The sequence below is a fragment of the Enterobacter sp. DVT3837 genome, assembly GCF_056238685.1.
In genome coordinates, this window is sequence record NZ_JBWDLA010000002.1 from 253,290 (window position 1) to 279,898 (window position 26,609).

Here is a 26,609-nt window from a genome sequence, read left to right on the forward strand (position 1 = left end):
CTTAACGGCTCAGACGACGCATACGTTCTGATGGGGTAATGATGTCGGTGATGCGAACGCCGTATTTATCGGCAACCACCACCACTTCACCCTGGGCAATCAGATAACCGTTGATCAGAATATCCAGCGGCTCACCGGCCAGACCGTCCAGCGCCACCACGGAACCCTGCGTCAGGCGCAGCAGTTCTTTAATGGTCATACGGGTACGTCCCAGTTCCACGGTCAGCTTAACAGGGATGTCCATAATCAGGTCGATGTCCTGCAGCGTGCCGCTGACATCACCCCCACCGAGCTGCTGGAATACCGCATCCGCCGCGCTTTTGCTCGGGGTGGATTGTTGCTCGTTTAACGCGTCAGCCCACAGATCGTCCAGTGCTCCGCTGTTTTCATCGGACGGATTGTTCATGTCACTCATTTGGGCTGTTCCTCATTCAGCGAATTCAATATCGGGTTGATCAAGTGCTCAACGCGTAACGCATACTGACCGTTAAGTGTGCCGTACTGGCTTGTCAGCACCGGGACACCATCCACATGGGCAATAATGCGGTCGGGTTTTTCTATCGGCAGAACATCGCCGGGTTGTAATTTCAGTATCTGGGATAACCGCAGCGGGATATCGGCAAAACTCGCGATCAGCTCAAGCTGCGAATGCTGAACCTGACGTACCAGGTTTTCACGCCAGTTCTGGTCTTCGTTGCGTGAGTTCTCCAGCGGGGGGTTAACCAGCAGTTCGCGCAGCGGTTCGATCATGCTAAACGGCAGGCAAATGTTGAATTCCCCGGTCAGGTTACCGATTTCTACATGGAACGGTGTGTTGACGACGATATCGTTTGGAGAGGTGGTGATATTGGTAAATTTCACCTGCATCTCAGAACGTACGTACTCCACGTCCAGTGGGTTAATGGCTTTCCACGCGTCGCTGTAAGATTCCAGCGCCAGCTTCAGCATACGGTTAATCACGCGCTGCTCGGTGTGGGTAAATTCACGACCTTCTACTTTGGTCGGGAAACGCCCGTCGCCGCCGAACAGGTTATCCACCGCAATGAACACCAGGCTTGGCGAAAACACCACCAGTCCAGTGCCGCGCAGCGGCTTCAGATGAATCAGGTTAAGGTTGGTTGGCACCGGCAGGTTGCGGGCAAACTCATGATACGGCTGAATACGGATCGCACCGACCGTGATGTCCGGGCTACGACGCAGCAGGTTAAACAGTCCCATACGGAACTGACGTGCAAAACGTTCGTTAATGATCTCCAGCGCCTGCAGACGTTCACGTACCACGCGACGCTGGGTATTCGGGTCATAGGGGCGAATATCGCTATCGCCGCCAAGACCCGGTTGCGGATCATCACTCTTATCGCTGTCGCCGTTAAGCAGCGCATCGATTTCTGCCTGAGAAAGAATACTGTCGCCCATGTCGTTACCGCAGAATGAAGGCTGTATACAGAACGTCAGTGACTTCCTGCTTAGGTTGGCCGTTTACCAGCGGGGTCGCCAGCGTTTGTTTAATGGCGTCGACCAGCTTTTGCTTGCCGACATCGGTGGCCAGCGTCGAAGCATCCTGACGAGAGAACAGCAGCAGAAGGCGGCTACGCACTTCAGGAAGATAATCATTCAGGCGCGCACGCGTGGCCTCATCCTTCAGGCGCAGCGTAATACCGACATACAGCACACGATCCGCATCACCGAGATTCACGGTGAAGGTATCGAGAGGGAAAAATACCGGTGCCGGCGGTGGTGCTGGTTCGGCTTTGGCCGCAGCGGTCGAAGGTTCCTGCTGCATACGCCAGTAACTATAGCCCGCGGTGGCGCAGGCGGCGAGCGTGATCAACACCAGCAGCGGGATCCAGATGGAACGCTTACTTTTTTTGGTGATAGCGGAGTCAGTCATCTGATACGAGCTTCCTGTTTCGGTACAGCTTAATAAGGTGATTATCCCGTGTCCTGCCGACGTCAAAGCGTGGAAAAGACGGGGATAATCACGTTACCTCTGGCGTTTAGGCGAAGATGTCTACGGCGCTGTTGCCACGTGCTGCGGATTGCAGGGCGGCAGGGGTAGGCAGTATCTCATCACTCTCTTCATTAAATCCGCCGGTATTACCGGAACGCGAAGCCTGCTGTTGCTGCTGGGAGAAGGACTGCTGCTGCCCGGCAAAGCTCTCACTGCTGACGCTGCTCTGCGCAAGCTGAATACCGTTCTCAGCCAGCGATGTCCGTAGTACCGGCAGGGCTGCTTCCAGTGCTGCACGCACGTGGCTGTGCGCCGAGACCATCTGCAGTTGCGCCTGGTTATCATCCAGTTTAAGCGAAATTTGCACCTGACCCAGATCTTCCGGGTGCAGACGCAGCTCCGCTGTCTGTTGTCCCTGCTTAGTGAACAGCGTGATGTGCTGGCTCAGGGATTGCTGCCATTCGTGAGTTCCCAGAGGCTGGCTTAACACCGGCGCAGTGGCAACGGTGGCGGCCGGCTGGCTGGTCGCGTGGCTGGACATCACTGGCGCCAGGGTTGCGGTCGGCGATGTTGAAGACGACGCGCTGGCGAGTTCTTGTTTCTCCACGGCAGCGGTTACAGCCGGTGTCGCGGGCGCGTTGTCAGGCAGAACAGGGTCGCTGTGTTTGCCCTGACTCTGATACGACGCAGAAAGCTGGGCTTTATCATGGCCTGCCAGCGGGGTGTTCTGGGACGATTGTCCCGCGCCATTCTGTGCAAGCGTCGCTGAACTCAGAACAGACTTCGCGGTAATACCGTCAGTGCCTGCCGCGTGAGCTGTGCTGGTCTGCTGGTGGGGGAGCATCGCCATCAGCGCACTCAAACCTGCCAGTTCTTCTTCGCTCAGTTCGCTTTTGCTGTCATCTTTGCTGGCTGTATTCAGGGTCTTCAGGGCATCTCCCTTTGAAAGCGGCGTCAGTCCGGAGACCAGCGTTTCCAGCGGCGTGGTTGAGGACGCTTCATCGCTATTCAGCACACCCTGACGCGAGAGCAGGTCCGTTATTTTAGCCTGCAGCGTGGTATCGCCCCTGGCGTCCTGAGCAACTTTTGACAGCTTACTGCCGGCGGCTTTCAGGTCAGCCAGGGTCAGTGGCGCATCCTTGCCTTTGCCGGTTGCATCCGTCAGGGCGCCCGCCAGCAGAGAGAGAAAGTCTTGCGCACCGTCAGTGCCTTTCCCTGTCAGCGTGCCGCCTGACAGGTCGCTGTCGCTCATCAGCAGTTGTTGCAGTGTGATCATTCCGGTTTCCTCATTGATGCGCGCTGGGCAAACTCATCCATTTTTTTCTGATCCAGACGGTTTTCCGCCAGGGTCGAGGCTGCAATCTGCCGATCCTGTAAGGTTTGCCAGGCCTGCAGCCGCTGTTTTTTCTCGCGCCAGAAATTCAGCGCGGTATCCACTTTCTGGGTCCACTGGTTAAGCTGCTGGCGATGCTGCTCTATCGCCTTCTCCAGCGTCTGGATAAACTGCTGATAGTTAATCCAGCGCTGACTGCCAATGCCCTGTGTCATATCGGTATTGAGGTTGGTGCGATATTCATGCTGATAGTCGATTAACATCTTCAACTGTTCTTCAGCCTGCTGGCACCCGCGTCGCATTGCGCCAAGCTGCAATGCGGCATCATCAACTTCTTTTTCAGCCAGATCTTTCAGCGTTGATAACGCGCTGTTTTGCGCCATAACCTTCGCCCTCCACCTGTGTTACACCTGCGGGAAAATCAGCTCCAGTGCCTGAATTGAATCTCCCCAGTCGGCACGTTCAAAAATGCCTTGTTGCAAAAACGCCTCCAGCTGCGGCCACAGGTTAATCGCTTTGTCGAGCATCGGGTCGCTGCCTTTGGCATACGCCCCCACGCTGACCAGATCGCGGTTACGCTGGAAGCTGGAGAGGAGTTGTTTGAAATTACGCACGCGGGCGTAGTGCTTCTCGGTTATCAGCGCCGTCATTGCGCGGCTGATAGAGGCTTCAATATCAATGGCCGGATAGTGCCCGGCTTCGGCCAGACGACGCGACAGCACAATGTGACCGTCAAGGATCGCACGCGCGGAATCGGCAATCGGGTCCTGCTGATCATCTCCCTCGGTCAGTACCGTATAGAACGCGGTAATGGAGCCGCCGCCGCTGATGCCGTTCCCTGCACGTTCTACCAGAGCAGGGAGCTTGGCGAATACCGAAGGCGGGTAGCCTTTGGTCGCCGGAGGCTCACCAATAGCCAGCGCGATTTCACGCTGTGCCATCGCGTAACGGGTCAGGGAATCCATGATCAGCAGCACGTGCTTGCCGCGGTCACGGAAATCTTCGGCGATACGGGTGGCATACGCTGCACCCTGCATACGCAATAACGGCGAGACATCTGCCGGTGCGGCGATGACCACCGAACGGGCGCGACCTTCCGCCCCCAGAATGTTTTCGATAAAGTCTTTAACTTCTCGCCCACGCTCGCCGATCAGACCCACGACGATAACATCGGCTTGAGTGTAGCGTGCCATCATGCCGAGCAGGACGGATTTCCCCACGCCAGACCCGGCGAACAGGCCCATACGTTGTCCACGACCTACAGTCAGCAGGGCGTTGATCGGACGCACGCCGGTATCCAGCACATGCTCAATAGGCGTTCGTTGCAGGGGGTTGAAGGGCTGAGTAATGAGTGCGCCGGTTTCCGTAGTGTCCGGTGAAGGCAGACCGTCAAGCGGTTTACCGCTGCCGTCCAGCACGCGGCCCAGCAGGGCAGGGCCAAGCGGCAGCTGTTTCCCGCTCTGCAGTCCATCACCGATAATGTTTTTGGCGTATACGCGTGCGCCGGGAAGAATGCCTTCCACCTCTTCAAGCGGCATCAGAAACAGACGCTGGCCGTTAAAACCGACCACTTCGCTTTCGACTTCGCGCGTTTCCAGACCATCCTGACGCTCAATGACGCAGGTCGCACCCAGCGGAAGCTGCAGGCCGGTGGCCTCCAGTACCAGCCCGGTGGCGCGCGTCAGTCGCCCATAACGACGAACAGATGGCAGTTGCGCCATCTTCGTCTCAAAGTTGTCGAGCGTGGTGAGCCAGCGGGTGAGGCGTGCGGTCATCAGACGACTCCCGGTGCCGCAAGGCGACACAGTTCCTGCCAGCGGGTAGCCACGCTGGCATCCAGGTCACCCTCATCGGCAGAGACTTTGCAGCCGCCGTGATGTAACGACGGGTCGCCGCGCAGACGCCAGCCGTGCAGGTTTAGCGTCGCCCCCAGGCTCTCTTCCACGCGCTGCAGGTCGTCCGGGTGAACGCGCAACTGAGGCTTACCGCTGAACAGCGGCTCTTGTTGCAGCAGCCCCTGAATTTGTTTGATCAGCGCAGTGTTATCCACCACCGGCGTCTGGCCGATAACCTGACGCGCGGCTTCCAGCGCCATCTGCATCAGTCGTGAGGCAATCACGCTGTCCAGCGCATCCAGCGTGTGCTGGAACTCGCTGACCAGCTGCTGCATGCGGGCATGGATCGGGGCCTGCTGCTGACGCGCCTGATCAATACCGTGCTCTAACCCTTTCGCCAGACCTTCCTGATACCCTTGCTCGTGGCCCTTCTGTCGGCCTTCGTTCAGACCAGCATTGTAGCCTTGCTCGTGCGCCTGCATTTGCAGCTGAGCCAGCATCTGTGCTTGTTGCTCCTCTTCACTCAGTTCGGGCTGCTCAGCGTCCGGGTCGAGCTCCACGGGCGATACCACCGCTGGCGTGAATTCGGAGAGGGGAGGTGCCAGATCGTCCGGTGTCCAGCGCTTCCACGGCATCTCATTAGACATAGGTGTCGTCTCCGCTGCCAATCACCATCTCGCCGGTTTCCGCCAGACGACGAACAATAAGCAGGATCGCTTTCTGTTCGTTTTCCACCTGAGACAGACGTACCGGGCCACGGTTGGCAAGGTCGTCGCGCAGGATATCTGCCGCACGCTGAGACATGTTGCGCAGGAACTTCTCGCGCAGTGGCTGCTCGGCACCTTTGAGGGCGATAAGCAGCGACTCGGAGTCCACTTCCTGGAGCAGGCGCTGGATGCTGCGATCGTCCACTTCGACCAGGTTTTCGAACAGGAACATCTCGTCGATAATTTTCTGTGCCAGCTCGCCGTCGAATTCGCGTACTGCGGTAATAACCGCCTCTTCCTGCTGGGTTTTCATCAGGTTGATGATTTCCGCCGCCGTTCTCACGCCGCCCATTTTGCTGCGCTTGAGGTTCTGACCGTCGAGCAGGTTGTTCAGTACTTCTGTCAGCTCCGCCAGTGCGGCTGGCTGCACGCCGCCGAAGGTCGCGATACGCAGCATCACATCGTGGCGCAGACGCTCTTCGAACAGCGCCAGAATATCGGCTGCCTGACCACGTTTGAGGTGGACAAGGATGGTGGCAATAATCTGCGGGTGCTCGTCGCGGATAAGGTCGGCGGCACTCTGCGGTTCCATAAAGTTGAGCGTTTCGATACCGCTGGCGGTATCGCGCGTTTCCAGAATATCTTCCAGCAGGCTGGCAGCACGCTCTTCGCCCAGCGCCTTGACCAGCACGGAGCGCAGGTAGTCGTTGGCGTTGACGTTGAGCGCGGCAAACTGTTCGGCTTCCTGCTCAAATTCCGACAGCACTTCGGTCAGCTGTTTATTGGAGATTTGACGCACGTTGGCCATGGCCGCACTGAGAATTTGCACTTCTCGCTGGGAGAGGTGTTTAAACACCTCTGCCGCGCGATCTTCGCCAATGGTCATCAACAGGATGACGCTTTTATCGGTGCCTGTAAGCGTATTACTCATGTTCGTTACCCATCCACTGGCGGATGACCAGCGCCACGACGCGCGGATCGTTATCTGACATTTCGCGAATGCGCTGACTCATCACCTCAGCGCCCATGCGCTGGTTAGCACGGCGTTGCTGCATTTGTTCATCTTTGCTGAGGCGTACTTCAACCGCTTCTTCCACTTCCTGACGCGCGCTCATCTGTTCGCGAGCGGCTTTCTCGGCTTCAGCTCGACGCTGGAGCTGCGGACGAACGCCTTTACGCCACAGCAGCCACGCGACAATCAGCACCAGCAGCCAGCGTCCCGCGGACATTAGCTGATCGATAAACGCCTGCTGTTGCCAGAACGGCAATTCACCACCGGTCTCATCCACCGCGTTGAACGGTGAGTTCACCACGTTGAGGCTATCGCCACGCTTCTCGGAGTAACCCATTGCTTCACGGGTCAGGTCTTCGATCTGCTTCATCTGCTCGGCTGTCAGCGCCAGCGGTTTGCCATTTGGAAGCGTCTTGTAGTTCACCACTACCGCAACAGAAAGACGCTGAATATCGCCCACGTTCAGTTTAGTGTGGCGAATCGTCCGATCCACTTCGTAGTTCGTGGTTTCGTTACGACTGCTGGTATGCGGACCGGCATTATTGGCCGTTGACGTAGTCTGCTGGTTATTTTGCTGACCGTTCTGCTGGTTTGCCGGAGGTGTAGAAATAGGTGCTGCGTTAGCAGGGGCAGGCTGGTTAGACAGCGCACCCGGAACACCGCCAGGGTATGCCCCCCCAGACTGTTCGCTCGAATTGATCTGGCGAGAACGCATCACCGCCTGAGCGGCATCACCGTTCGGGCTGTACTGCTCTTCGGTCTGTTCTTTATTAGAGAAGTCGATCTGCGCGGTCACCTGCGCGTGCACGTTACTGTTGCCCACAACCGGACCGAGGATCGCTTCAATACGACGCTGGAGACGGTTTTCAACATCCGCGGCATATTTCAGTTGCGCGTCATTCAGATCGCGACCGGCGGTATTGGATTGCGTCAGCAGATGACCACTCTGGTCAACCAGCGTCACGTTACCCGGTGGCAGACCGGCGACAGCGCTGGAGACGAGATGCGTCACCGCGCTAATTTGCCCTTCGTCCAGCGCGCGGCCAGGTTCGAGATTCACGGTAACGGAGGCGGAAGGTGATTTCTGCTCGCGGACAAATAAAGAAGGTTTAGGCATCGCCAGGTGCACACGGGCGCTTTTCACCGGGCCTAATGTTTCAATGGTACGAGCCAGTTCGCCTTCCAGCGCACGCTGGTAGTTCACCTGCTCGCTGAACTGGCTGATACCGAATTTTTCCTGATCCAGTAGTTCAAAACCGACTGCGCCACCTTTCGGCAGCCCCTGCTGCGCCAGACGCAGACGCAGTTCGTGCACCTTATCCGCAGGAACCTCAAGTGCCCCCCCGTTATCGGCAAAGCGATAAGGGATGTTCATCTGGGTAAGCTGGGTGACGATGGCACCGCCATCCTGATCGGAAAGGTTACTGTAGAGCGTCCGGTAATCAGGGCTTTTCGCCCACAGGACCATCGCTACAAGGATCGCAATTGCGGCAGCGCCTGCCACGATCAACGGGATTTTAGGATTCGCGCGAAGGCGGTTCATCCACTCGAGTGATTTATTTTGTGGCGCTGTCGATGCTGTTGCACTCATTGCGCACCTCTTAAATCCTGGTGGTTTACGTTATTCGTGTAGAGAAACAAAACTGACTCCCGGGTCGGCAAACACGACAAAAGTTCCATATTGATGGCCCTGCCATTATTTGATGATTCGTGATTTTCTATGCGTCAAATAACCTGGTTTTTTCACGCTATTTACCGCCATTATCTTATTGACAAGCTGTTAGTCTTGACCGCGTAAAAAACCATCCAGGGGAGAGTCATGGCTATACAGGGTATTGAAGGGGTAATCAGTCAGCTGCAGGCAACGGCGATGACGGCCCGTAATCAGAATGTGGCAGAACAACAGCCGAGCATCAGCTTTGCAGGGCAACTGCATGCCGCTCTTGACCGTATCAGCGATACCCAGACCGCCGCACGGACCCAGGCAGAGAAGTTCACCCTTGGTGAACCGGGTGTGGCCCTGAATGATGTGATGACCGATTTGCAAAAAGCTTCAGTGTCCCTGCAGATGGGGATCCAGGTGCGTAACAAACTGGTGTCGGCTTACCAGGAAGTGATGGGGATGCAGGTTTAGGTTATCTAACCTAATGATATTTATTATTAATAACCATCCGATCCCACAGCGTGGGGCATGGATGGGGCAAACTCACTCAATTTCTGGTTGAGGATGAGTACCTGGTCCTGGTTATTTTCAGCCATCCAGGATCCGTACACCCGGTAAACCATTTGCGCGTCGGTGTGGCCCATTTGCTTCGCGATGAAGTTCGGGTTAGCACCGGCAGCCAACGACCAGCATGCATACGTGTGACTGGACTGGTATGCTCTGCGATAGCGAATCCCGGCACGTCGCATTGCCGCTTCCCAAGACTGGTTAATGATCCCACTGCGTAATGATGCCCTGCACGGCCTTTACGCAATCCGATTTGCGGGTTGAACACGAACGTGCACGGATGCACATCGGTGCGGCCATACTCACGTAGTTTCACCTCTACCTGATACTGCTTACCCAGGCGTGTTAATTGGGCCTGGCTCTTCAGCACGTCGATCGCCGGCTGAATAAGATTAATGATGCGGTCCGTTCCAGCCTCTGTTTTCGGAAGGGTGAACTCCTTCGTTAACGTGTGGTTTCTACGGATCATCATCGTTCCTGCTTTCAGGTCGATATCTTCCCAGGCCAGCGACACAAGCTCGCCGTGGCGCACGCCGGTGTATACGGCTAGCGACCACATGTTTTTCAGCTGCTGGGTGGTGCAGGCATTTACCATCCTGACAAACTCATCTCGCGTTAGCGAGTCAGGTTCGCAACGTGAGCGCTTTAGAAGGGCGATCCCGTTGAACGGGCTAACCTTCACATAACCGCTTTCAGCAGCGAACTTGAACATGCCAGCCATGGTCTTCATGTAGTTGTTGACCGTTCTGACTGTCCGTCCCTTAACTGGTGTTTTGTGACCAGCCTTCAGCGTCTGATAACCGGTAAGCAATTCCTTCCTGATAAACAGTAGGTCTTCCTGGGTCACCGCAGAAACCAGCCTGTCCCCGCCGATACGTGGCACCATGTTGCGCGCTATAGATGAATAGCGTGACATCGCGCTGGTGCTGATCTCCATGCGCTTCAGTTCAAGCCACTTGTTCGCCAGCTCAAGCACGGTAATTTCCTTACTCTCCACCCCAAACCTTTTCAGGTTCGGCGAGTCCGTGAACTGGGCCGCATAGTTGAAGTTGCCGGTTTTAATCGAAAAGCACACCGACGCGCTCAGCTCGCCAGCGACCTTTCTGTTTTTTGGTGTATCCGGCACGCCGAGGTTTTCACGCACCCGGCTGCCTTTATAGATGAACCATGTGCGGAGCGTACCGCCATGATTCTCCACGCCTGTTGGGTATGCTGACTTAGCCATTATTCCCTCCTGACGTCCAAGAGCCTGCTAAGCATAAACGGATCTTCATTGGCGCGCACCCGGCTGTTTCTTTGACATACTCTCAACCCACTGGTCGACAGCTTTGCGGTTGTACATGCATTCGCTGTTTTTCTTCGGCACGCCGTCAGGTGAGACGTGAAGGTATTTCCGGCCGACCATCCAGCATTTTTTTCGGGCCCGCTCGATAGTGCCCGGGCGAAGGCCGGTAATCTCGACGAGCTTTTCTTCGGTTATCCAGCGCGAAAGACTGGGTGACTTCGCTGGCCAGGGCTAATTGGCCGGGGTTGGCGAAGGAGATGAAAGCGTGCCTGCCTTTCCATGCCTTCAGGGCGCATGTGTCCGGCGTAATAGGGCCGCCGTGAAAATGAATCATGCCGCCTCCTGCCTTTCCCGATATTCCTCAGCGAGCCGCTGCGCCTTTAATGGATTGCTGACCACTTCACCCCATGGCATTAGCCATCCGTTACCAATGAAGGGAAGGCACAGTGTGCTAACCCTGATGTCGTCGTGAGCGTGAGTCATAACGATGCACCTCAAGCCTGATGAGTTAGACTTCTTCGGTGAAATTGAGGCGTTTATAAATTTCTCGCACGCGCCCAACGTCGCCTTCGCAGTATTTGGCTACCTGGGAGATCTTCCTGTCGCGGACAAAATCCCACACTTTGCTTCCGTCAATCTCTTCACCAATTTCACTGCCTTTCCCGCGGCACGCTGCTGATCGACTGGAATTCCGCTTTCAGGGTATGGATTAGAAACGCCCGAGTTAACCCGCTGGCTAAGCGTGGACGTGCTGAGCAGGAAACGCCGCACTGGAACAGCCGTGAGGGATGGGAGGACTTCCTGTGAATAACCAACTTGTGCAGGCAGTTACCCGCTACCGAGTACTGCATTCACCACAAAAAATCACCGGCATGTTGGTGCGATCGCGCTGACGGAGGACATCGTGACCGAAAGCGAAATGAAACAACAGCGCGCCAGTAACTCCAGCACTGAGAGGGAGCGGAATAAAAACCTCTCAATGCTGTTTAACGGCACCAGTAATACCAAACGCCAGCGGCTCTATCAGGAGTTCGGTTATTCGACCAGCCAAAGGGCATCGTCGGCGATATTCTGAGTCCGATCTTCAAAGTAGTGGGACAGGTGTTTTCGTTTCTGGCACCGAAACCGGCCATCACCAACACTGGCGGCAATACCGTCGACTCACCGAACAATAGTCTGACCGGACAGACAAACACAGCTCGCGTCTACAAAGCCAAGCCGGATATCTACGGCCAGGTGCGTTCATTCCCCGATCTGATTCAGGAATCACTGTTTGAATACATCAGCACGGGCGTGCGTGACGGCGGTAAGAAATACGTGACTGAATGGATGTGTATCGGGATCGGAAAGTACAATTACGAGTCTGTGCGCTACTCAGAATCAAGTCTTGGAAGTATGGCGGGGCCGAATACCAGTTCATTCAGCCGGGAGAGGTTGTTCCGGCGATTAACGAAGGTTACAGCTTCGATGATGTCGATGGTCAGGAAGTTCCTGGCGCGAACCAGGGCGAGTCATTCCCTGTCGAAACTGCGACGGCAAACACCGTGGTCAGCGGCACGTATGCCGGTGGTCAGATAGCGATGAAAATCGTTAAACAGGCTGAGTTCGATTATTTCATGGGCCTGGTTCTGCCTCACGCTGTAACGTTCACTATCAACGTGACGTATGCAACCGCATCCGGGTCGGTAACGACTGATGCCACGTTTTCAGGGACACTTGTTTCTGCTGTAGAAACAAACGACGGCGCGGTGATAAATCCGGTTCGCTGGTATACGTTCACGATGGGAGATCTGGACGGTCCTCCTGATATTCCTGCTGGCGCAACGATAAACACGACCACATTCGTGCTGAACGATAATGAGGCGCTTGTAGTCGGGCCGTTCTTTTCTCCCGTGGAATCAACAGAATTGTGGATCCATACCCAAAGCAGCCTCGGGCCCAAGAAGCAGACAAACTGGAAAGTCGTTTTGTGGAAAATAGACGACGACTACAACATGATCCCTGGCACCCAGCAGACGCTGATATTTCAGCAGACAACATGGCACAAACAGGACAGCGAGATGTTCTATCGTACGGACAAGATTATACCGACAGGTGGATTCGGGAAGTACGCCATTAACCTGCAGCGCACGGATAACTCTGGTGACGCATCGATACTCAAACTGGAAGAGATCCACGCCGTAAACGTGCGCACAAACGTTGTCCATCCCACCGATACACTTGTCCGCGTGAAGGTTAGGGCGACAGAGAACGCTCTGGGAAGTCGTGACCGCAAGTACAATGCTCTGGTGACACGTCACACCATTACATACGATCTGAATACTCAGACCGTGGATTATACTCTGCGGCCTTCGCGTTCGTTCGCCGATGCGGTGGCGCACACCTGGCTGATGATGGGAGAGCAGTCGGTCAACAGCATTGACCTGTACGGGCTGTATTCGATTGCTGAAAGCCTGACTGATGAGCGTCTGGGTTACTTCGACTACACGTTTGACGACGAGAACGATTCGCTGGGCGACCGCGTGCAGGCCATCTGTAATGCAGCGTCTGTCGTGGCGTACTGGGATGATGGAGTGTTGACGTTTACCCGTGACCAGAAAGTGGATTATCCGGCGGCAGCATTCAACCGGGTAAACATGAAGACTGACGAGTACAAAATTACGTACGAAGCCACTCTTCCTGGCGGCTATGACGGCGTGCAGGTGTCTTATGTCCACCCGACAACGAACAACAAGACGTACATCAACTACCGCGTGCTCAACGGTGCTATCGTCGAACAAGAAGCGGAGAACCCGAACAAGCTGGAGACAGTCGGCTTTCGTAATGAGTATCAGGCTCGTGAACGTGCGCTGCGCGAAACAAAACGCCTGATTTACTCACGGGTGAAGATGAACGCCAAAGTGTTCGAGGACGGCATTATCCAGGTCGGAAGTGTCATTCAGATGCCGGACATCTACGACAGCAACCAGCAGGATGGTTACATCACTGGCCGCGCCGGGAATAACTTCGATACCAGTGAGCCGATCGCGTTTACTGGCTCGATGTATGCGCTTGTCACTGACAGTGAGGGCAACCCGACCCTGCGCTATCCGGCAACGGCCCGTAGCGATACTAAATAAGGCTTCACCGCGGCAATACCAAACATACAGCTCAACATCTGGAACGGAGACACCGTGCAGCTTCCTTCTCGCTATCTCATTGCGACAGTAGAGGAACTGGACAGCCAGCTATGGACGGTCAACAGCATCAAACCGAACACAGATAACACGGTATCTCTGACCGTCGCGGAATACAGCGACGCCATCTACCAATAAGACCTTCCCCGACCAACCGAACCCGGCCACCGTGCCGGGTTTTTTTATGGAATCAATATGGCTACGCAACCAACACAAGATTCAGTACCAAGTGAATCACCTCGCGATTTGAAATTTAACGCTGGGAAAATTGATGAGTTTGTTACCTCACTTCAGTATGAATATGAAGACAGATTCGGCAAAAAACATTACACAATCGAGGGTTTGCGCTGGGTAGCTCAACAGGCTATTTCAGCTTTTGGGTACATTACACTCGACAGCTTCGAAAACGGCAACAATCTCATTCTACCTAACCAAGTTTTGCGCCTTGAAGCTACGGGTGAGTATTACCGTTGGGATGCATCTTTCCCAAAAAATGTACCAGCTGGCTCTACCCCTGAGTCTACTGGCGGTGTTGGTCTAGGGAAATGGATATCTGTTGGAGATGCTTCCCTGAGAAGCGATTTGCTTTCAGACGGTAAAGCAACCTTGGTTGGATATCGTGATGGTACAGTAGCTGATGAACTGGATCGTTCACGAAAACGCAGCGGTGACGTGATATACGCTGCTGATTATCTTCCTGACCTATATACACCAGGTAGTGATGTTACTGCTCAGATGATAAATATGGTAGCTGCTGTCAACTCCGTAACTAATACTGAACATAATGGAAGACCAGTAACTCTCGAATTTCCATCAGGGTGGTTCAAGCATTCATCAACTTTATGGTTTACCCGTCCAGTTGTATTCTCTAGTACTGGAGATACGAAGTTAGAGTATGCGGGGGCAGGCAATCAAATAAAATTCGGTCCTGATGGAATCACTTTTAATGGTGATGGTGGTGGTGTTGATCATAAATTACATGTGACTTACGGTTTTATCGGCCATGGTTTGTTCACGTTTACCGGAAGCCTGCTAGATCATGGAATTGTGTTTAATGAGTTTATAACGAACCCAAGATTGATAGGGTTGAGGTTTATAAACTACGGTTCAGAGAGTTTCTATCAGGTGAAGTTATGGGGCCAATGCTGGGATATCACGGTAGATAATATTCGTCACTCAAACTCTCAATCAATTGCGGTAAATTTCCTGAGCGCTAACGGAAAAATGAAAGATGGCACTGTAGATTACGGTAACTCACGTTTGCACGTCGGCACAGATGTATACTTGCACATCGAAGGTAGTCGATCTGGTGGTGTTTGCTTTGATGTTGGTGGCGCTGACTACCGTTTTGACGGTGTAGCGCAGGGGTGGAGGGTAACCCACCAGGGTAATGACTCCAACTTACTGATAGTGTTTTATGTTCAGATAATGCCCGATGACCTTGTCATGCAGCTCCACCGATTTTGAGAACGACAGTGACTTCCGTCCCAGCCTTGCCAGATGTTGTCTCAGATTCAGGTTATGCCGCTCAATTCGCTGAGTGTAACGCTTGCTGATTACGTGCAGCTTTCCCTTCAGGCGGGATTCATACAGCGGCCAGCCATCCGTCATCCATACCACGACCTCAAAGGCCGACAGCAGGCTCAGAAGACGCTCCAGTGTGGCCAGAGTGCGTTCACCGAAGACGTGCGCCACAACCGTCCTCCGTATCCTGTCATACGCGTAAAACAGCCAGCGCTGACGTGATTTAGCACCGACGTAGCCCCACTGTTCGTCCATTTCCGCGCAGACGATGACGTCACTGCCCGGCTGTATGCGCGAGGTTACCGACTGCGGCCTGAGTTTTTTAAGTGACGTAAAATCGTGTTGAGGCCAACGCCCATAATGCGGGCGGTTGCCCGGCATCCAACACCATTCATGGCCATATCAATGATTTTCTGGTGCGTACCGGGTTGAGAAGCGGTGTAAGTGAACTGCAGTTGCCATGTTTTACGGCAGTGAGAGCAGAGATAGCGCTGATGTCCGGCAGTACTTTTACCGTTACGCACCACGCCTTCAGTAGCTGAGCAGGAGGGACAACTGATGGAGATGGAAGCCACGGGAGCACCTCAAAAACACCATCGTACACTAAATCAGTAAGTTGGCACCATTACCACCCACCAGTTAGGGGCATTTGCTTTTAGCCCAAGAATAAATGGGTACCATGAGACAATTTATCCGGAGTGTGAGACTGTAATAACCTATGGCGGATTACCGGGTGATTCAGTGGTACCTGATGACCATTATTTTAAAGGTGGTGTAATAGGCGGAAACTCTCTTTATTGGAATGCTCATAACTTTATGACAAGCGAAGGTTATCCTCCCTCAAATTGTCGCTTTATGAAACCGGGTAGGACAGATATAGTGTTAAGGGACTGTAATCTCGGACGCATCGATCTTTTTGATTACGACAATAATTACCCGCTGGTATTTACCAACATAATATCCGGTAAGCCAAGCATCAATAATACGTATGGTGATGTATGCTATCCAGCCATTCAGGTTCATCAGCAGAATGCGTTGGTTCAGCTCTGGGAAAGTCTTAAACCTGTTGAAAACATGGGAATCAACGGTAGTGGAAGACTGTCAAGAAATGGCAGTTCTTTCACTTTCTCATCCGTAGCTTCACAGGCCAGAGTGTTTGATTTCTGGGCGTACACTTCCAATGGCGCTGCCACTGCTAATTTTTATCGTAACCTGATGAGTAACGATACACAGTTTACGCACGAAGGCACAAATATTGGAATTGTCGTTCCGACAGCCAACGCAGACAATAAATCACTTCAGATGATACTTGATAAAGACGCTTTCAAGTGTCAGGGGAAAAACGTTACGCTGTCATTCATGATGATTAATGGCAATCCATCAGTCCCTACGAAGGTGGCAGTGACGCTTATTCTCGCATTCTCACCGGGAGGCGGAGTAATAAGGGCGTACTCATTTGGTGAATTTACTGCTGGGCCTTCATGGGGTTTGCAGAAATTTACCCTGAACATACCTTTTGAAGGTTTAGTTTCAGACGATAATGGTATTGCATACCTATCCTTCGACCTGCCAAAAAATCAGACGATTAATATTCAATTAGCTAACGTTAATCCATGCGTAGGAAATGTTGCAGTGCAAGGCCCATCGAATCTAAAGGATTGGGATGTGCTGGCTAGATCTAAAGCGTATTACGGTTCTTGAAATTTAGGGCGTAATTTACGCCCTAGTTTTTAAAGTGTAAAGTCTAATTGAGAATATCTTTTAGCTGGTGATGTTGAGTCAAATGACCCAAATGATACGCTTTTAATATACCATGATGGCATGTTGTCTAATTTTGCGTAAAGGAATACTCTATCATTTACATACGTGTAATTAGGATCGAAATCGTAATTGTGATAATTTCCTGCTATATCAGTGATATGGAAAAAGAAACGCTGATTAGGTAACTCAGACAGTCTTTCTTGATGTGTTAATTCAAACAAAAAAACAGTATTGAATGTATATTTTTCTGTGTAAATATAAATTCCCTTTAATCCACTTTTTGTAAGCATGTCGCTACTATCGTGGGTTTTAAAATTATCATCATCTATTACTGAATAATCAAATATTGTTCCATAGGCAACTATATTCTTTTTGTTATAGTATTTTGACATGGCATCAAAGTTTGTCCATGTGTCAAACATATATGTGGAGCTAGGCATTGGCTTGAAATAAAACTCTGGTATTAGTGTTTTTGTTTCATTTTTGCTTTCCGCTATCAGTTTAAGGCGCATTGAATTCTGTAAGTTAATGGAGTGATATACAGATACAACCGAAATTGATTCAGCTATGAAAACGATGAAAGTTGTGACGTACAAAGTCTTGATGATGCGGTTATTTAAAATCTCATGCCTTAGATAGTTTAATGAATATGCGATGGACATAATGCAGAATATAAATGATGGAGTCTTTGCTCTATCAGGAAACGCTGGAGAAAATACCATAACCAAAGAGCAACCTACTGAGGCAAATAAAAGTACCACAGAAACTAATAAGTCAGTAGGTCTACCTTCTCTTGTGATTAATTTTGGTTGTTCAATGCGAACGCATAATAAAATTGAAGCTATAGCAATTATATAAGCTAGTTTAGATGATTTAAATACATCTGGCATTCTATGGAAAATGTGCAAGTCAATTTTTTCTATTAAAGAAAGTGAGCGCCATTGTGCGAATGATGGATCCATCATTCGCGTCTCATTGCCTGGCGTTGCCAATAAAAAAATCGCACCTATTATTGTTAAAATCAAAATTGACAAAAGCTTATAGTCAATTCTTTTTGTTTTTATAAAAGAGCATAAAGCACCAAGTAGAATTATTCCTATTAATGCGAGACTTGCATTTTCATTTGTACATCCTGCTAATAATGATGCGGGATAGACAACAGGATTAATTTTTTTATTTTGCGCATAACCAATTACCTCTTTAGCTACAAAAACATATAAAACTGAAGTCCATAAATAGTTTGCACTACCGACAATCCATAAGTTTGATTGTCCAAAACTTGGATGAGAAAGGAAAAAAACAATTGAAATCACTGATAATATATACAAGCTTTTTGCTTTATTATCAAATCTGGAAATTAAAAGAAGAACCAGCAATACACCAAATGTTTGAATTGCTGCTATAAGAAATTTGTTATTTATTTGTAGTAATGCTGGGCTTATAAAATCAGCAACAACCCTTCCGCTCCATGTCAGATAATGATGCAAATGCGCTTCTAAATTAAATCCAATAATTGCATACCCATAATCATCTGACTGAAGCGGTGTGTAATAATTCAACACGTAAATCACAGAAAGAAATATTGCGCATACAGAAAAATAAATGTATTTATTTGACATTTGATGTTTCACTTATCACCTCTGTGTTTTAAAATGTATTTTGGCCTTTTCTTAGTCTCTATATATATCCTACCAATGTATTCACCCAAAACACCTATTCCGATTAACTGTATTCCGCCAAGGAAAAGTATTGAAACAAGTAGAGAAGGATACCCTCTTACAGGGTTTCCAAAAGCTATGGTATCAATAATCATCCATGCTCCATAAAAGAATGAAAGACCAGCAACGACAAGCCCGATATATGTCCATACCCTTAGAGGGAATGTTGAAAAACTGGTAATACCCTCAAGCGCTAGATTCCATAGCTTCCATCCATTGAATTTTGTGCTACCAGCAACACGTTCTGCGCGGGCATATTCAACAACATCGGTACGGCCGCCTACCCAGCTCAACACGCCCTTCATAAAGAGATTGCGCTCAGGCAGAAGCTTAATATTCTCTACCACTTCGCGGGACATAAGACGGAAGTCACCCACATTTTCTTCGATCTTAGGATTGCTTATTTTGTTGTGGAGCTTATAGAACCACTCGGCGGTCTTACGCTTCAGTCTGCCATCGGTAGATCGGTCAGAGCGTTTAGCCAGAACCATATCCGCGCCTTCCTGCCATTTCGCAATCAGGTGAGGGATGACTTCGATTGGGTCCTGCAGGTCAACGTCTATCGGGATAATTGCATCACCGGTAGCATGATCCAGCCCAGCAAACAGCGCTGGCTCTTTGCCAAAATTTCGCGTGAAAGACAGCGGAACTACAAGCGGATCAGCTATAGCGAGCGCGTTAATGATGGATTCTGTCGCGTCTTTGCTTCCGTCGTTGATGAAGATGATTTCGACTTCATGCGGCTTGAGTTCTTCAAATTCACGAACTGTTTTATAAAAAATAGGTATCGCATCTTCTTCGTTGAAGACGGGAACGACCAAAGAAATTTTCATTTCGCATCCCTAAAGATAATGAATTTTGAGTATATGAACCCGGCGGCTAGACTGAATCCTGAGAACGCTATCAAAGTAACAACTGGCGGAGATCCGATAGCATCAGCGATAAATCCGGTTAAAGCCGCCATAACACCCATGAACACCACAAACGCCATATAGCGACCTGACGTTGCCCTTGATTTGAACGTCCATTTTGCGTTAGCGAAGAAGCTAAACGTCACTGCAATGCAAAATGCGATAACGTTTGACAGAGCCTGGCTTGCACCGAAGAAGTGAAACAGCATTCCAAAGCAAATCCAGTGCAGGGCAGTATTGATAACTCCAACTGAAACATAACGGCTAAATAGCTTTAACATGAGAGAAATCAGTCAATTCTGAAAGGACGGAAGTTTAGCATCAGATGATCACTTGATCGACCCTCAATTTTGAATGTGCTGTATATGCATACAGTTGTTATCGGAGGTGCATTATGGGTTTCCCGAGTCCTGCAGCAGACTACGTTGAAGAGCGCATATCACTCGACAAGCGCCTTATCACTCATCCATCAGCCACGTACATGATGGTGGCAGGCACGACATATCTGCGCGCCGGAATCATGAAAGGCGCCATGCTTATCGTTGATTCGTCACTGACACCTAAAGATGGTTCTCTGCTTGTCTGTGCTATTGATGGTGAGTTCAGGATTATGCGTTACAGGACGCAACCTCATCCTTGCCTGGAGAACCCTGAAAATGGAAGAAGGGAGCCGTTACCGTTGAAGGATGAATCATCTGACACATCTCGTCCGGTGTTTGGAGTGATCACGTACAGCATCAACGATGCTCGCTCTGGCGAGTTCGACGACTGCCCGGTGATGTAATGGGGCATGGGTGGGACATAAAACAGCACTCGATCTAAGGTGAACTTAGACGACTGATGTTTTCGAAGACTGCAACCGTCTGTTATTTAGTGCGCTCTTGGACGATCTTTGTCGATTATGAAAAATGTATGCTCATGTCATGGGGATGCAGGTTTAAGACCTGTCGATCTTCGCTGGCAGCCTTAGCGCTTTAATGCCACAATATTTTTTTCTTCGAATGCAGGAAAGGTGATGAAAAAAATAGCAATTGCTGGTGCGCTGCTGGCACTGACCGGGTGCGTTCAGGTCGATAACTATAAAGAAGTGATCAAGCATCCTGTTCCGGCGGAGCTGGCGGGATACTGGCAGTCAAAAGGGCCGCAGAGCAAAATGGTCAGCCCGGAGGCGATTGCCACGCTGGTGGTGACGGAAGAGGGCGATACGCTTGACTGCCGTCAGTGGCAGCGCGTGATTGCCGTGCCGGGTAAAATCATGCTGCGTTCAGACAGTTATTACAATGTAACCCGCAAGCTGGATATCTATCCGCTGGAACGTGATGGTTTAACGCTTGAGTACGACGGACTGGAGCTGCAGAAAGTCGACCGCCCAACGGTTGAGTGTGCTGATTACCTGAGCAAAAATCCGCTGGAGAGTAAGGCGCCTTAACCAATTTTGCCGGGTGGTGCTGACGCTTACCCGGCATTGTTTTTACAGCGCTTCCTCTATTACCCAAATGCTGACGCTCCCGCCTTTACAGGTAAACGTCCCTTCGCCATCCGCGGCCGTGGTGATGGTCTCTTCGCGATTGCCGAGAAAATCACGCCACGTTTTATTACCGTAGTTTTCCCCAAGACAAATCACTTTCTCTCCATCGTCACCATTTGACAACACGACCACACAGCCGGGATCGTCCTCGGTACCGCTGCGGCTGAAGGCGATACAGTTAGGATGGTCAAAAAAGAGCGTCTGCACGCCGTGGGCAAAGCGCTGACGAGCGAGGATCAATTCGTGGAGCTGCTCAATGACCGGCATGTCTATATGGTACATTTCACCGTCGCCCCCCGTATCGTCATAACTGGCACCGAAGAGATCGGGATAAAAGACGCTCGGCACACCATTTTCCCGTAGCAGGATCAACGCATAAGCCAGGGGTTTAAACCAGGGTTCGACCGGTGCCTCCAGGGCCTGCAAAGGTTGGGTGTCGTGGTTAGCCACAAGGGTTACCGCATGAAACGGATCGGCTTCCACCAGCGTACCGGTGAAGATTTGGCTCATGTCGTAATCCCGTCCCTGGCGTGACGCTTCGTGGAATTTCATCTGCAGGGGGGCGTCAAACAGCATCGTTTTACCCTCAACCTGGTCAATATAGGCCTGAAGCTTATCCACTTCGTGGGACCAGTATTCCGCCACGATAAACAGCGGCTGGTCCGCGACTTCCTGTACGTGTTCAATCCACTCTTTGTAAAACCAGGCGGGAATATGTTTAACGGCGTCCAGACGAAAACCGTCGCAGCGCGTCTGTTCCATGACCCAGCGGGCCCAGTATTTGATCTCTTCCGTGACGGCGTGATTGCGAAAGTCGATATTTTCGCCCATCAGATAATCGAAGTTACCCATTTCATCATCAACCTGATCGTTCCAGCCTTCGCCGGTGTAGTCGTTGACGATTTTAAAGATGCCGTCTTCAGCAGGGTTTTCAATATGGTCGACGCCGCTGAAACATTTGTAATCCCAGATAAACTGCGAATATTGCCCGGCGCGGACAGGGAAGGTGTAACGTGTCCAGGCTTCACACTCGATGACCTCGTCATCAATTTGCGTGCGGTCCTGTTCGTTTACACGCTGAACGCGGACAGACTCTTTCTCATCTGCCCCCATTTTATGATTCACCACCACATCCAGCAGCACCGCAATGTCGTTGCTTTTAAGCGCGTCAATGGCTTCCAGCAACTGTGCTTTGTCGCCGTATTTGGTGGCGATGCTGCCTTTCTGGTCAAACTCACCGAGATCGAATAAGTCGTAAGAATCATACCCAACCGAATACCCACCAGACGCGCCTTTATAAGCGGGGGGCAGCCAGATCATATTGATGCCGATTTCGTTAAGATTGGGGGCTAATGCCGTGACCTCTCGCCACAATTCACCGCCAGCAGGGTAGTACCAGTGAAAACATTGTAACAGGGTGGGGTTTTTCATCGTCCGTGCTCCAGAAGCCGTTTGGCTGACTTCTGGAGTATGGATGAAGAAATCATAATTGTGTGTCGCGGGTCAAACTTTCTGGATAAAGAATATTCCCTGACAGCTTTCCATAGGTAGATGTGATGGATTGCTGTTTACCGGTTTGATCAATGAGACTGCGCAGTTCGTCCATCCGGACTTTCAGCAGCGCCTTTAGCGTATTCTCATTCTCAAGGATCATTTCCAGCAGCGCACGCGCTTGCTCAACCTGAGCCGGAGGGCATGACATGATGGGCGTTTGCGAAATCTTTTCCACCAGTTGAACGTAATGCATTTCCTGCTCGATAAGCGCATCCCATTGACCAGAATGTGCGAGATTTAGCATAGCAATGCTCTGAGCATGTAACGCCTGCCAGTGGCTAAGCGCTGCGCTGGGATTATTCATTAAAATTATCCTGAAATAGAGGACGCATTGGGGCCAATTTGCTTCCACGCATCCGCAATGTTGTTTAATAAACCCTCGACTTCAACAATTGCGTCTACGTCGTTACTGACATTCGCCAGTAACAAACGTCGAACCATATATTCGTACAAGGAGGCAAGATTACCGGACAACTCGCTCTCAACCTCCATGTTCAGTCCTGCTTTTAAACCATTGTCGATGATGTTGATGGCTTTAGATAAAGCCTCACCTTTTTCACGAATTTGCCCGGCTTCCATGAACAAACGCGCGCGGACGAGGGCGCTATGCGCCCCGTCAAACAGCATGACAATCAGTTGGTGTGGACTGGCATTCATGACTGCACTTTCTACACCTATCTGTTGATAGGATTGAACACCAGAGGTCTTATACATATCCACTCCTGAAGGCTACGACTACTTTTGTGAGAACTGTTGGGTCAGATAGTTGGCTGTACTGGTCATTTTGGTGACTAATACGTCCAGGCTGGTGAACTGCGTTTTGTAACGCGCCATGGTGGCATCAATAGTGGCTTCCATCGCATCGTAACGTTCACCCAGCGTTTTCAGCGTCTTATTGATCCCGTCTTTTGCGTTCTGGATCACACCTGCGCTACCGGTGCTGGTGCTGAGCATGGTATCCAGCGTTTTACTCATCTGGGTGGCCATACCGGTTGTTTTCCCGTCGCCCACAAAGTACTGCTGTACGGCGGTAGGGTTGTCGGTGAGCGCTTTTTTCAGTTTATCGGTATCAATTTTCAGGTTACCGACCGTACCGTCAGACCCTTTTACCGGATCCTGGGTAATGCCCAGTTGAGCCATGATCTGAACGGAACCGCTCTGCACTTCAGTCAGCAGGCCGCGCAGCTGAGACTGAATACCACGCACGTTCGCGTCGCCAACTAGCGCACCGTTACTGGTGGACTGGCTTCCTGAACCTGCGTCGACAGGAACATATTTCGTCAGGCTGTTAATGGTGGACTGCAGCGAGTTATATGCGGTTACCCAGTCAGAGATGGCTTTCTGGTTAGCATCTGTTGCGCGACTCACCTCAAGTGTCTCGTCGGCCTTGCTTTCTGCCTTCAGCGAGAAGGTCATACCTGGCAGCGCATCGGTGATGGTATTCGACTGGCGCTCAATCGAGATGTTGTTCACCACCACAATCGCGTTTTGCGCATCGGTATTTACCGTCAGTGCGCCCGTTTTGGTGGTTGAATCGTAGCCAATTGCGCTTTGCAGTTTGGCGTCACCCGTAACGCTAACCGTCATCGCCCCATCCGTACCGGTGGTTTTCGATGACAGCATCAGGCGGTAATCGCCGTCTTTCGCTTTAATCACGCTGGCGGTGACGTTGCCGTTCGCTTTATTAATGGCGCTCGCGATCCCTGCCAGAGAGGTATCGCCATCCGCCAAGTTCACCTCTAAAGGTGTCTTCGTACCCGGCTGGGTGATAGTGATTTTACGTGTCGTACCTGTCGTATCGCCCAGAAGATCCGTGTTGTTTGCATAGGAGCCCGTGGTGAGAGCCTGTGCCTTCGCGACCTGGTTGACGTTGACAACAAAAGAACCCACGGATGCGTCAGCGGTCGTTGTGGCTGTAAAGGCCGTGTTCGTGCTGCTAACAGACGTGGAGTTCCAGGTGGTTGCTTTACCCAGCGCAGCGGTGGCAGTCTGCAGCGATGTCATGGCGCTCTGCAGTTTGCCGTAAGCGCTTAACTGTGCGTTATACGTTGATTGCTGGGAAGTAATCGTCGTCAGCTTGGTTCTTTCTGCTGCATCCAACTGATTATATAAATCCCCGAGTCCTGCAGAACCTATCCCGAGGTTACTGATAGTAGCCATGCATATTTTCCTTAAAATACGAAAGTAGTTCAGGACTCTTATCGGCCTCTTAACGTAAAAGTTTACGATGGTGAGAAAAAAATAATCCAAAGAATAGACAGGTCCCGGTGGGGTAAATGCAAGGATTGCACTTTAGGGTAATTTTCAGCGCGCTGAAAACACATTGAAAAGTGTGTCTATTCCTTGCGCTAAAAAGCCGTAAATAATAAGTCGATAGTGAACCTTAATTGCTTTTTAAAAATAAACACCTTAAAAATCAGTTAATTATAATTTTTTCAAAATTGATTCTAAAGTCTTTTGGGGACCCGTCGATAACCTTATTGACGGTGAGAGACGCTGTGAGTGTTAGGCACCGGACCTAAAACCCAATTTTTGAAGGAAAGAAAATTATGGCAGTTATCAATACTAACCTGTTGTCCCTGACCACTCAGAACAACCTGAACAAATCTCAGTCTTCTCTGGGCACTGCTATTGAGCGTCTGTCTTCAGGTCTGCGTATCAACAGCGCGAAAGACGATGCCGCTGGCCAGGCGATTGCAAACCGCATGACCGCTCAGATCAAAGGTATGACTCAGGCAGCACGTAACGCCAACGACGGTATCTCCATGGCGCAGACTGCTGAAGGTTCTCTGAACGAAATCAACAACAACTTGCAGCGTGTTCGTGAGCTGGCTGTTCAGGCAAGCAACGGTACCAACAGCACATCTGACCTGGCCTCTCTGCAGGATGAAGTTACAGCACGTCTGGCTGAAATCGATCGCGTAGCGGGCAAAACTGACTTCAACGGTATCAAACTGCTCGACGGTTCTGCAGGTGCTTCTGGTGTGGTTAAAATTCAGGTTGGCGCAAACGACAAAGACACCATAGATCTTGACCTGAGCGGTGCTAAAGCGGACTCTACTACTCTGGCTGTGAAAAGCATCGACCTTAAATCCATGAAGTCTACCGATCTGGCAACTATCGATGCCGCTATCGCTAAAGTTGATAAAGCACGTTCTGGCCTGGGTGCGGTGCAGAACCGTTTCACTTCTGCAATCAACAACCTGAACAACACCTCTAATAACCTGTCTGCTGCTCAGTCCCGTATCCAGGATGCTGACTACGCAACTGAAGTTTCCAACATGTCCCGCGCGCAGATCCTGCAGCAGGCTGGTACTTCTGTTCTTTCTCAGGCAAACCAGGTTCCACAGACTGTTCTGTCTCTGCTGCGTTAATAAATTTTTAGTTCTTATATTCAAAAAGCCAACCTAAAGGTTGGCTTTTTTGTGCACTGAAAACCCCCAGCTAGGCTGGGGGTTCCGGAAAGCTTTCAGCTATGAGTCAGTTATAAAAAAACCTTTTGATTTGTTAAAACAACTGCGGTCTGGCAACTGCAAGAGAGAAACAAAAAATCAAAAGGGGGTCCCAATGGGGGACGAAAAGAGCTTAGCGCACACCCGATGGAACTGTAAATATCACATAGTCTTTGCACCAAAGTACCGCAGACAGGCGTTCTACGGAGAGAAACGTAGAGCGATAGGAGCGATTTTAAGAAAGCTATATGAGGGGAAAAACGTGAATATTCTGGAAGCATAATGCTGTGTGGATCATATCCATATGCTTCTGGAGATCCCACCGAAGATGAGTGTGTCGGGCTTCATGGGGTACTTGAAAGGTAAAAGTAGCCTGATGCTTTACGAGCAGTTTGGCGATTTGAAATTCAAATACAGAAACAGGGAGTTCTGGTGCCGGGGATACTATGTCGATACGGTGGGTAAGAACACGGCGAAGATACAGGACTACATAAAGCACCAGTTGGAAGAGGATAAAATGGGAGAGCAGTTAGCGATCTCGTATCCGGGCAGCCCGTTCACAGGCCGTAAGTAATCCATAGATGCAAAAGATGCAAATATCAGATTGCGATGCGCCTGTTAGGGCGCGGCTG

26 protein-coding genes and 3 pseudogenes are annotated in these 26,609 nt (G+C 51.0%); 9 read left to right on the forward strand and 20 right to left on the reverse strand.

Translation table 11 applies throughout. From position 1 onward, the window contains the following. Nucleotide 1: 1 nt before the first annotated feature. The 9 genes from fliN to fliF form a co-directional block, all read right to left on the reverse strand. A complete protein-coding gene (gene fliN / locus AC0XWG_RS16065; RefSeq protein WP_028019594.1) occupies nt 2-415 on the reverse strand; it encodes a flagellar motor switch protein FliN in 414 nt (137 codons plus the stop codon). Then, on the reverse strand, nt 412-1,416 hold the full coding sequence (gene fliM, locus AC0XWG_RS16070; RefSeq protein WP_028019593.1) for a flagellar motor switch protein FliM: 1,005 nt from the start codon (nt 1,414-1,416) through the stop codon (nt 412-414). The genes fliN and fliM overlap by 4 nt, the downstream gene beginning before the upstream one ends. 4 nt (nt 1,417-1,420) lie before the next feature. Further along, entirely contained in the window at nt 1,421-1,891 is a 471-nt protein-coding gene (fliL, locus tag AC0XWG_RS16075; protein ID WP_028019592.1) for a flagellar basal body-associated protein FliL, read from the reverse strand. 106 nt (nt 1,892-1,997) lie between these two features. Then, complete coding sequence (gene fliK / locus AC0XWG_RS16080) at nt 1,998-3,227, reverse strand: flagellar hook length control protein FliK (protein ID WP_128348904.1); 1,230 nt, start codon at nt 3,225-3,227, stop codon at nt 1,998-2,000. Then, entirely contained in the window at nt 3,224-3,667 is a 444-nt protein-coding gene (gene fliJ, locus AC0XWG_RS16085) for a flagellar export protein FliJ (protein ID WP_006811155.1), read from the reverse strand. Before fliJ ends, fliK begins: the two co-directional genes overlap by 4 nt. A 21-nt stretch (nt 3,668-3,688) precedes the next feature. Beyond that, entirely contained in the window at nt 3,689-5,059 is a 1,371-nt protein-coding gene (fliI, locus tag AC0XWG_RS16090) for a flagellar protein export ATPase FliI (RefSeq protein WP_475680824.1), read from the reverse strand. Next, nucleotides 5,059-5,766, reverse strand: coding sequence for a flagellar assembly protein FliH (fliH, locus tag AC0XWG_RS16095; protein ID WP_028019589.1), 708 nt, complete (start codon nt 5,764-5,766; stop codon nt 5,059-5,061). The genes fliI and fliH overlap by 1 nt, the downstream gene beginning before the upstream one ends. After that, nucleotides 5,759-6,757, reverse strand: a complete 999-nt coding sequence (gene fliG / locus AC0XWG_RS16100) for a flagellar motor switch protein FliG (protein WP_008500327.1) — start codon at nt 6,755-6,757, stop codon at nt 5,759-5,761. Before fliG ends, fliH begins: the two co-directional genes overlap by 8 nt. After that, nucleotides 6,750-8,429: a flagellar basal-body MS-ring/collar protein FliF gene (gene fliF / locus AC0XWG_RS16105; RefSeq protein WP_028019588.1), complete on the reverse strand. Its 1,680-nt coding sequence runs from the start codon at nt 8,427-8,429 to the stop codon at nt 6,750-6,752. Before fliF ends, fliG begins: the two co-directional genes overlap by 8 nt. 228 nt (nt 8,430-8,657) lie before the next feature. On the opposite strand from fliF, the gene fliE reads away from it, so the two are divergent. Further along, nucleotides 8,658-8,972, forward strand: coding sequence for a flagellar hook-basal body complex protein FliE (gene fliE, locus AC0XWG_RS16110; RefSeq protein WP_028019587.1), 315 nt, complete (start codon nt 8,658-8,660; stop codon nt 8,970-8,972). A gap of 26 nt (nt 8,973-8,998) precedes the next feature. On the opposite strand, the pseudogene AC0XWG_RS16115 reads toward fliE, so the two are convergent. The 3 genes and pseudogenes from AC0XWG_RS16115 to AC0XWG_RS16125 form a co-directional block, all read right to left on the reverse strand. Beyond that, nucleotides 8,999-10,293 (reverse strand): annotated as a pseudogene (locus AC0XWG_RS16115) (tyrosine-type recombinase/integrase). Between the two features lie 45 nt (nt 10,294-10,338). Further along, nucleotides 10,339-10,548: an excisionase family protein gene (gene xisR, locus AC0XWG_RS16120; protein ID WP_128348908.1), complete on the reverse strand. Its 210-nt coding sequence runs from the start codon at nt 10,546-10,548 to the stop codon at nt 10,339-10,341. Between the two features lie 135 nt (nt 10,549-10,683). Then, complete coding sequence (locus AC0XWG_RS16125) at nt 10,684-10,836, reverse strand: DUF1317 family protein (protein ID WP_128348905.1); 153 nt, start codon at nt 10,834-10,836, stop codon at nt 10,684-10,686. A 421-nt stretch (nt 10,837-11,257) separates the two neighbouring features. Between AC0XWG_RS16125 and AC0XWG_RS16130 the strand changes: the two genes are divergently transcribed. From AC0XWG_RS16130 to AC0XWG_RS16140, 3 genes and pseudogenes are all read left to right on the forward strand, one after another. Next, nucleotides 11,258-11,428 (forward strand): hypothetical protein, encoded by a 171-nt coding sequence (locus AC0XWG_RS16130; RefSeq protein WP_164881361.1) that lies wholly within the window; start codon nt 11,258-11,260, stop codon nt 11,426-11,428. Next, a pseudogene (locus tag AC0XWG_RS16135) lies at nt 11,374-13,667 on the forward strand (host specificity factor TipJ family phage tail protein); the annotation flags it as partial. The gene AC0XWG_RS16130 and the pseudogene AC0XWG_RS16135, both read left to right, overlap by 55 nt. A gap of 57 nt (nt 13,668-13,724) precedes the next feature. Then, nucleotides 13,725-14,996 (forward strand): tail fiber/spike domain-containing protein, encoded by a 1,272-nt coding sequence (locus AC0XWG_RS16140; protein WP_475680825.1) that lies wholly within the window; start codon nt 13,725-13,727, stop codon nt 14,994-14,996. On the opposite strand, the gene AC0XWG_RS16145 is transcribed toward AC0XWG_RS16140, so the two are convergent. Then, nucleotides 14,931-15,628 (reverse strand): IS1 family transposase gene (locus AC0XWG_RS16145; RefSeq protein ID WP_223216367.1). Its coding sequence is split into 2 segments (ribosomal slippage): nt 14,931-15,379 and nt 15,379-15,628, totalling 699 coding nucleotides; the frame shifts between segments, so codons are not numbered across the junction. The genes AC0XWG_RS16140 and AC0XWG_RS16145 overlap by 66 nt on opposite strands. Nucleotides 15,629-15,794: 166 nt before the next feature. Here AC0XWG_RS16145 and AC0XWG_RS16150 point away from each other — a divergent pair. After that, on the forward strand, nt 15,795-16,754 hold the full coding sequence (locus AC0XWG_RS16150) for a hypothetical protein (protein WP_475680826.1): 960 nt from the start codon (nt 15,795-15,797) through the stop codon (nt 16,752-16,754). A 29-nt stretch (nt 16,755-16,783) separates the two neighbouring features. On the opposite strand, the gene AC0XWG_RS16155 is transcribed toward AC0XWG_RS16150, so the two are convergent. Genes AC0XWG_RS16155 through AC0XWG_RS16165 form a run of 3 tightly spaced genes read right to left on the reverse strand, consistent with a single transcriptional unit; the run spans nt 16,784 to nt 19,724 of the window. Continuing rightward, a complete protein-coding gene (locus AC0XWG_RS16155) occupies nt 16,784-18,445 on the reverse strand; it encodes a DUF6056 family protein (protein WP_475680827.1) in 1,662 nt (553 codons plus the stop codon). After that, on the reverse strand, nt 18,442-19,365 hold the full coding sequence (locus AC0XWG_RS16160; RefSeq protein ID WP_257247397.1) for a glycosyltransferase family 2 protein: 924 nt from the start codon (nt 19,363-19,365) through the stop codon (nt 18,442-18,444). Before AC0XWG_RS16160 ends, AC0XWG_RS16155 begins: the two co-directional genes overlap by 4 nt. After that, the gene (locus tag AC0XWG_RS16165; protein ID WP_128348964.1) at nt 19,362-19,724 is read right to left on the reverse strand and encodes a GtrA family protein; all 363 of its coding nucleotides are present in this window, start codon (nt 19,722-19,724) and stop codon (nt 19,362-19,364) included. Before AC0XWG_RS16165 ends, AC0XWG_RS16160 begins: the two co-directional genes overlap by 4 nt. Nucleotides 19,725-19,837: 113 nt before the next feature. On the opposite strand from AC0XWG_RS16165, the gene AC0XWG_RS16170 reads away from it, so the two are divergent. Together AC0XWG_RS16170 and yedD are read left to right on the forward strand one after the other, a co-directional pair. Beyond that, nucleotides 19,838-20,227, forward strand: a complete 390-nt coding sequence (locus tag AC0XWG_RS16170) for a HumD family translesion DNA polymerase (protein WP_128348963.1) — start codon at nt 19,838-19,840, stop codon at nt 20,225-20,227. Nucleotides 20,228-20,458: 231 nt separating this feature from the next. Further along, entirely contained in the window at nt 20,459-20,872 is a 414-nt protein-coding gene (gene yedD / locus AC0XWG_RS16175; protein ID WP_108089646.1) for a lipoprotein YedD, read from the forward strand. A 42-nt stretch (nt 20,873-20,914) separates the two neighbouring features. Here yedD and amyA read toward each other — a convergent pair whose 3' ends face one another. The 4 genes from amyA to fliD are packed head-to-tail and all read right to left on the reverse strand — an operon-like array spanning nt 20,915 to nt 24,685. Continuing rightward, nucleotides 20,915-22,402, reverse strand: coding sequence for an alpha-amylase (amyA, locus tag AC0XWG_RS16180; protein WP_128348962.1), 1,488 nt, complete (start codon nt 22,400-22,402; stop codon nt 20,915-20,917). Nucleotides 22,403-22,454: 52 nt separating this feature from the next. Next, complete coding sequence (gene fliT, locus AC0XWG_RS16185; protein ID WP_128348961.1) at nt 22,455-22,829, reverse strand: flagella biosynthesis regulatory protein FliT; 375 nt, start codon at nt 22,827-22,829, stop codon at nt 22,455-22,457. A gap of 5 nt (nt 22,830-22,834) precedes the next feature. Further along, entirely contained in the window at nt 22,835-23,239 is a 405-nt protein-coding gene (gene fliS / locus AC0XWG_RS16190; protein WP_023312296.1) for a flagellar export chaperone FliS, read from the reverse strand. A 21-nt stretch (nt 23,240-23,260) separates the two neighbouring features. Next, nucleotides 23,261-24,685, reverse strand: a complete 1,425-nt coding sequence (gene fliD, locus AC0XWG_RS16195) for a flagellar filament capping protein FliD (protein WP_128348960.1) — start codon at nt 24,683-24,685, stop codon at nt 23,261-23,263. 389 nt (nt 24,686-25,074) lie between these two features. Between fliD and AC0XWG_RS16200 the strand changes: the two genes are divergently transcribed. Together AC0XWG_RS16200 and tnpA are read left to right on the forward strand one after the other, a co-directional pair. Then, nucleotides 25,075-25,899: a flagellin N-terminal helical domain-containing protein gene (locus AC0XWG_RS16200; RefSeq protein ID WP_475680828.1), complete on the forward strand. Its 825-nt coding sequence runs from the start codon at nt 25,075-25,077 to the stop codon at nt 25,897-25,899. Nucleotides 25,900-26,092: 193 nt separating this feature from the next. Next, nucleotides 26,093-26,551 (forward strand): annotated as a pseudogene (gene tnpA, locus AC0XWG_RS16205) (IS200/IS605 family transposase). Nucleotides 26,552-26,609: the final 58 nt, after the last annotated feature.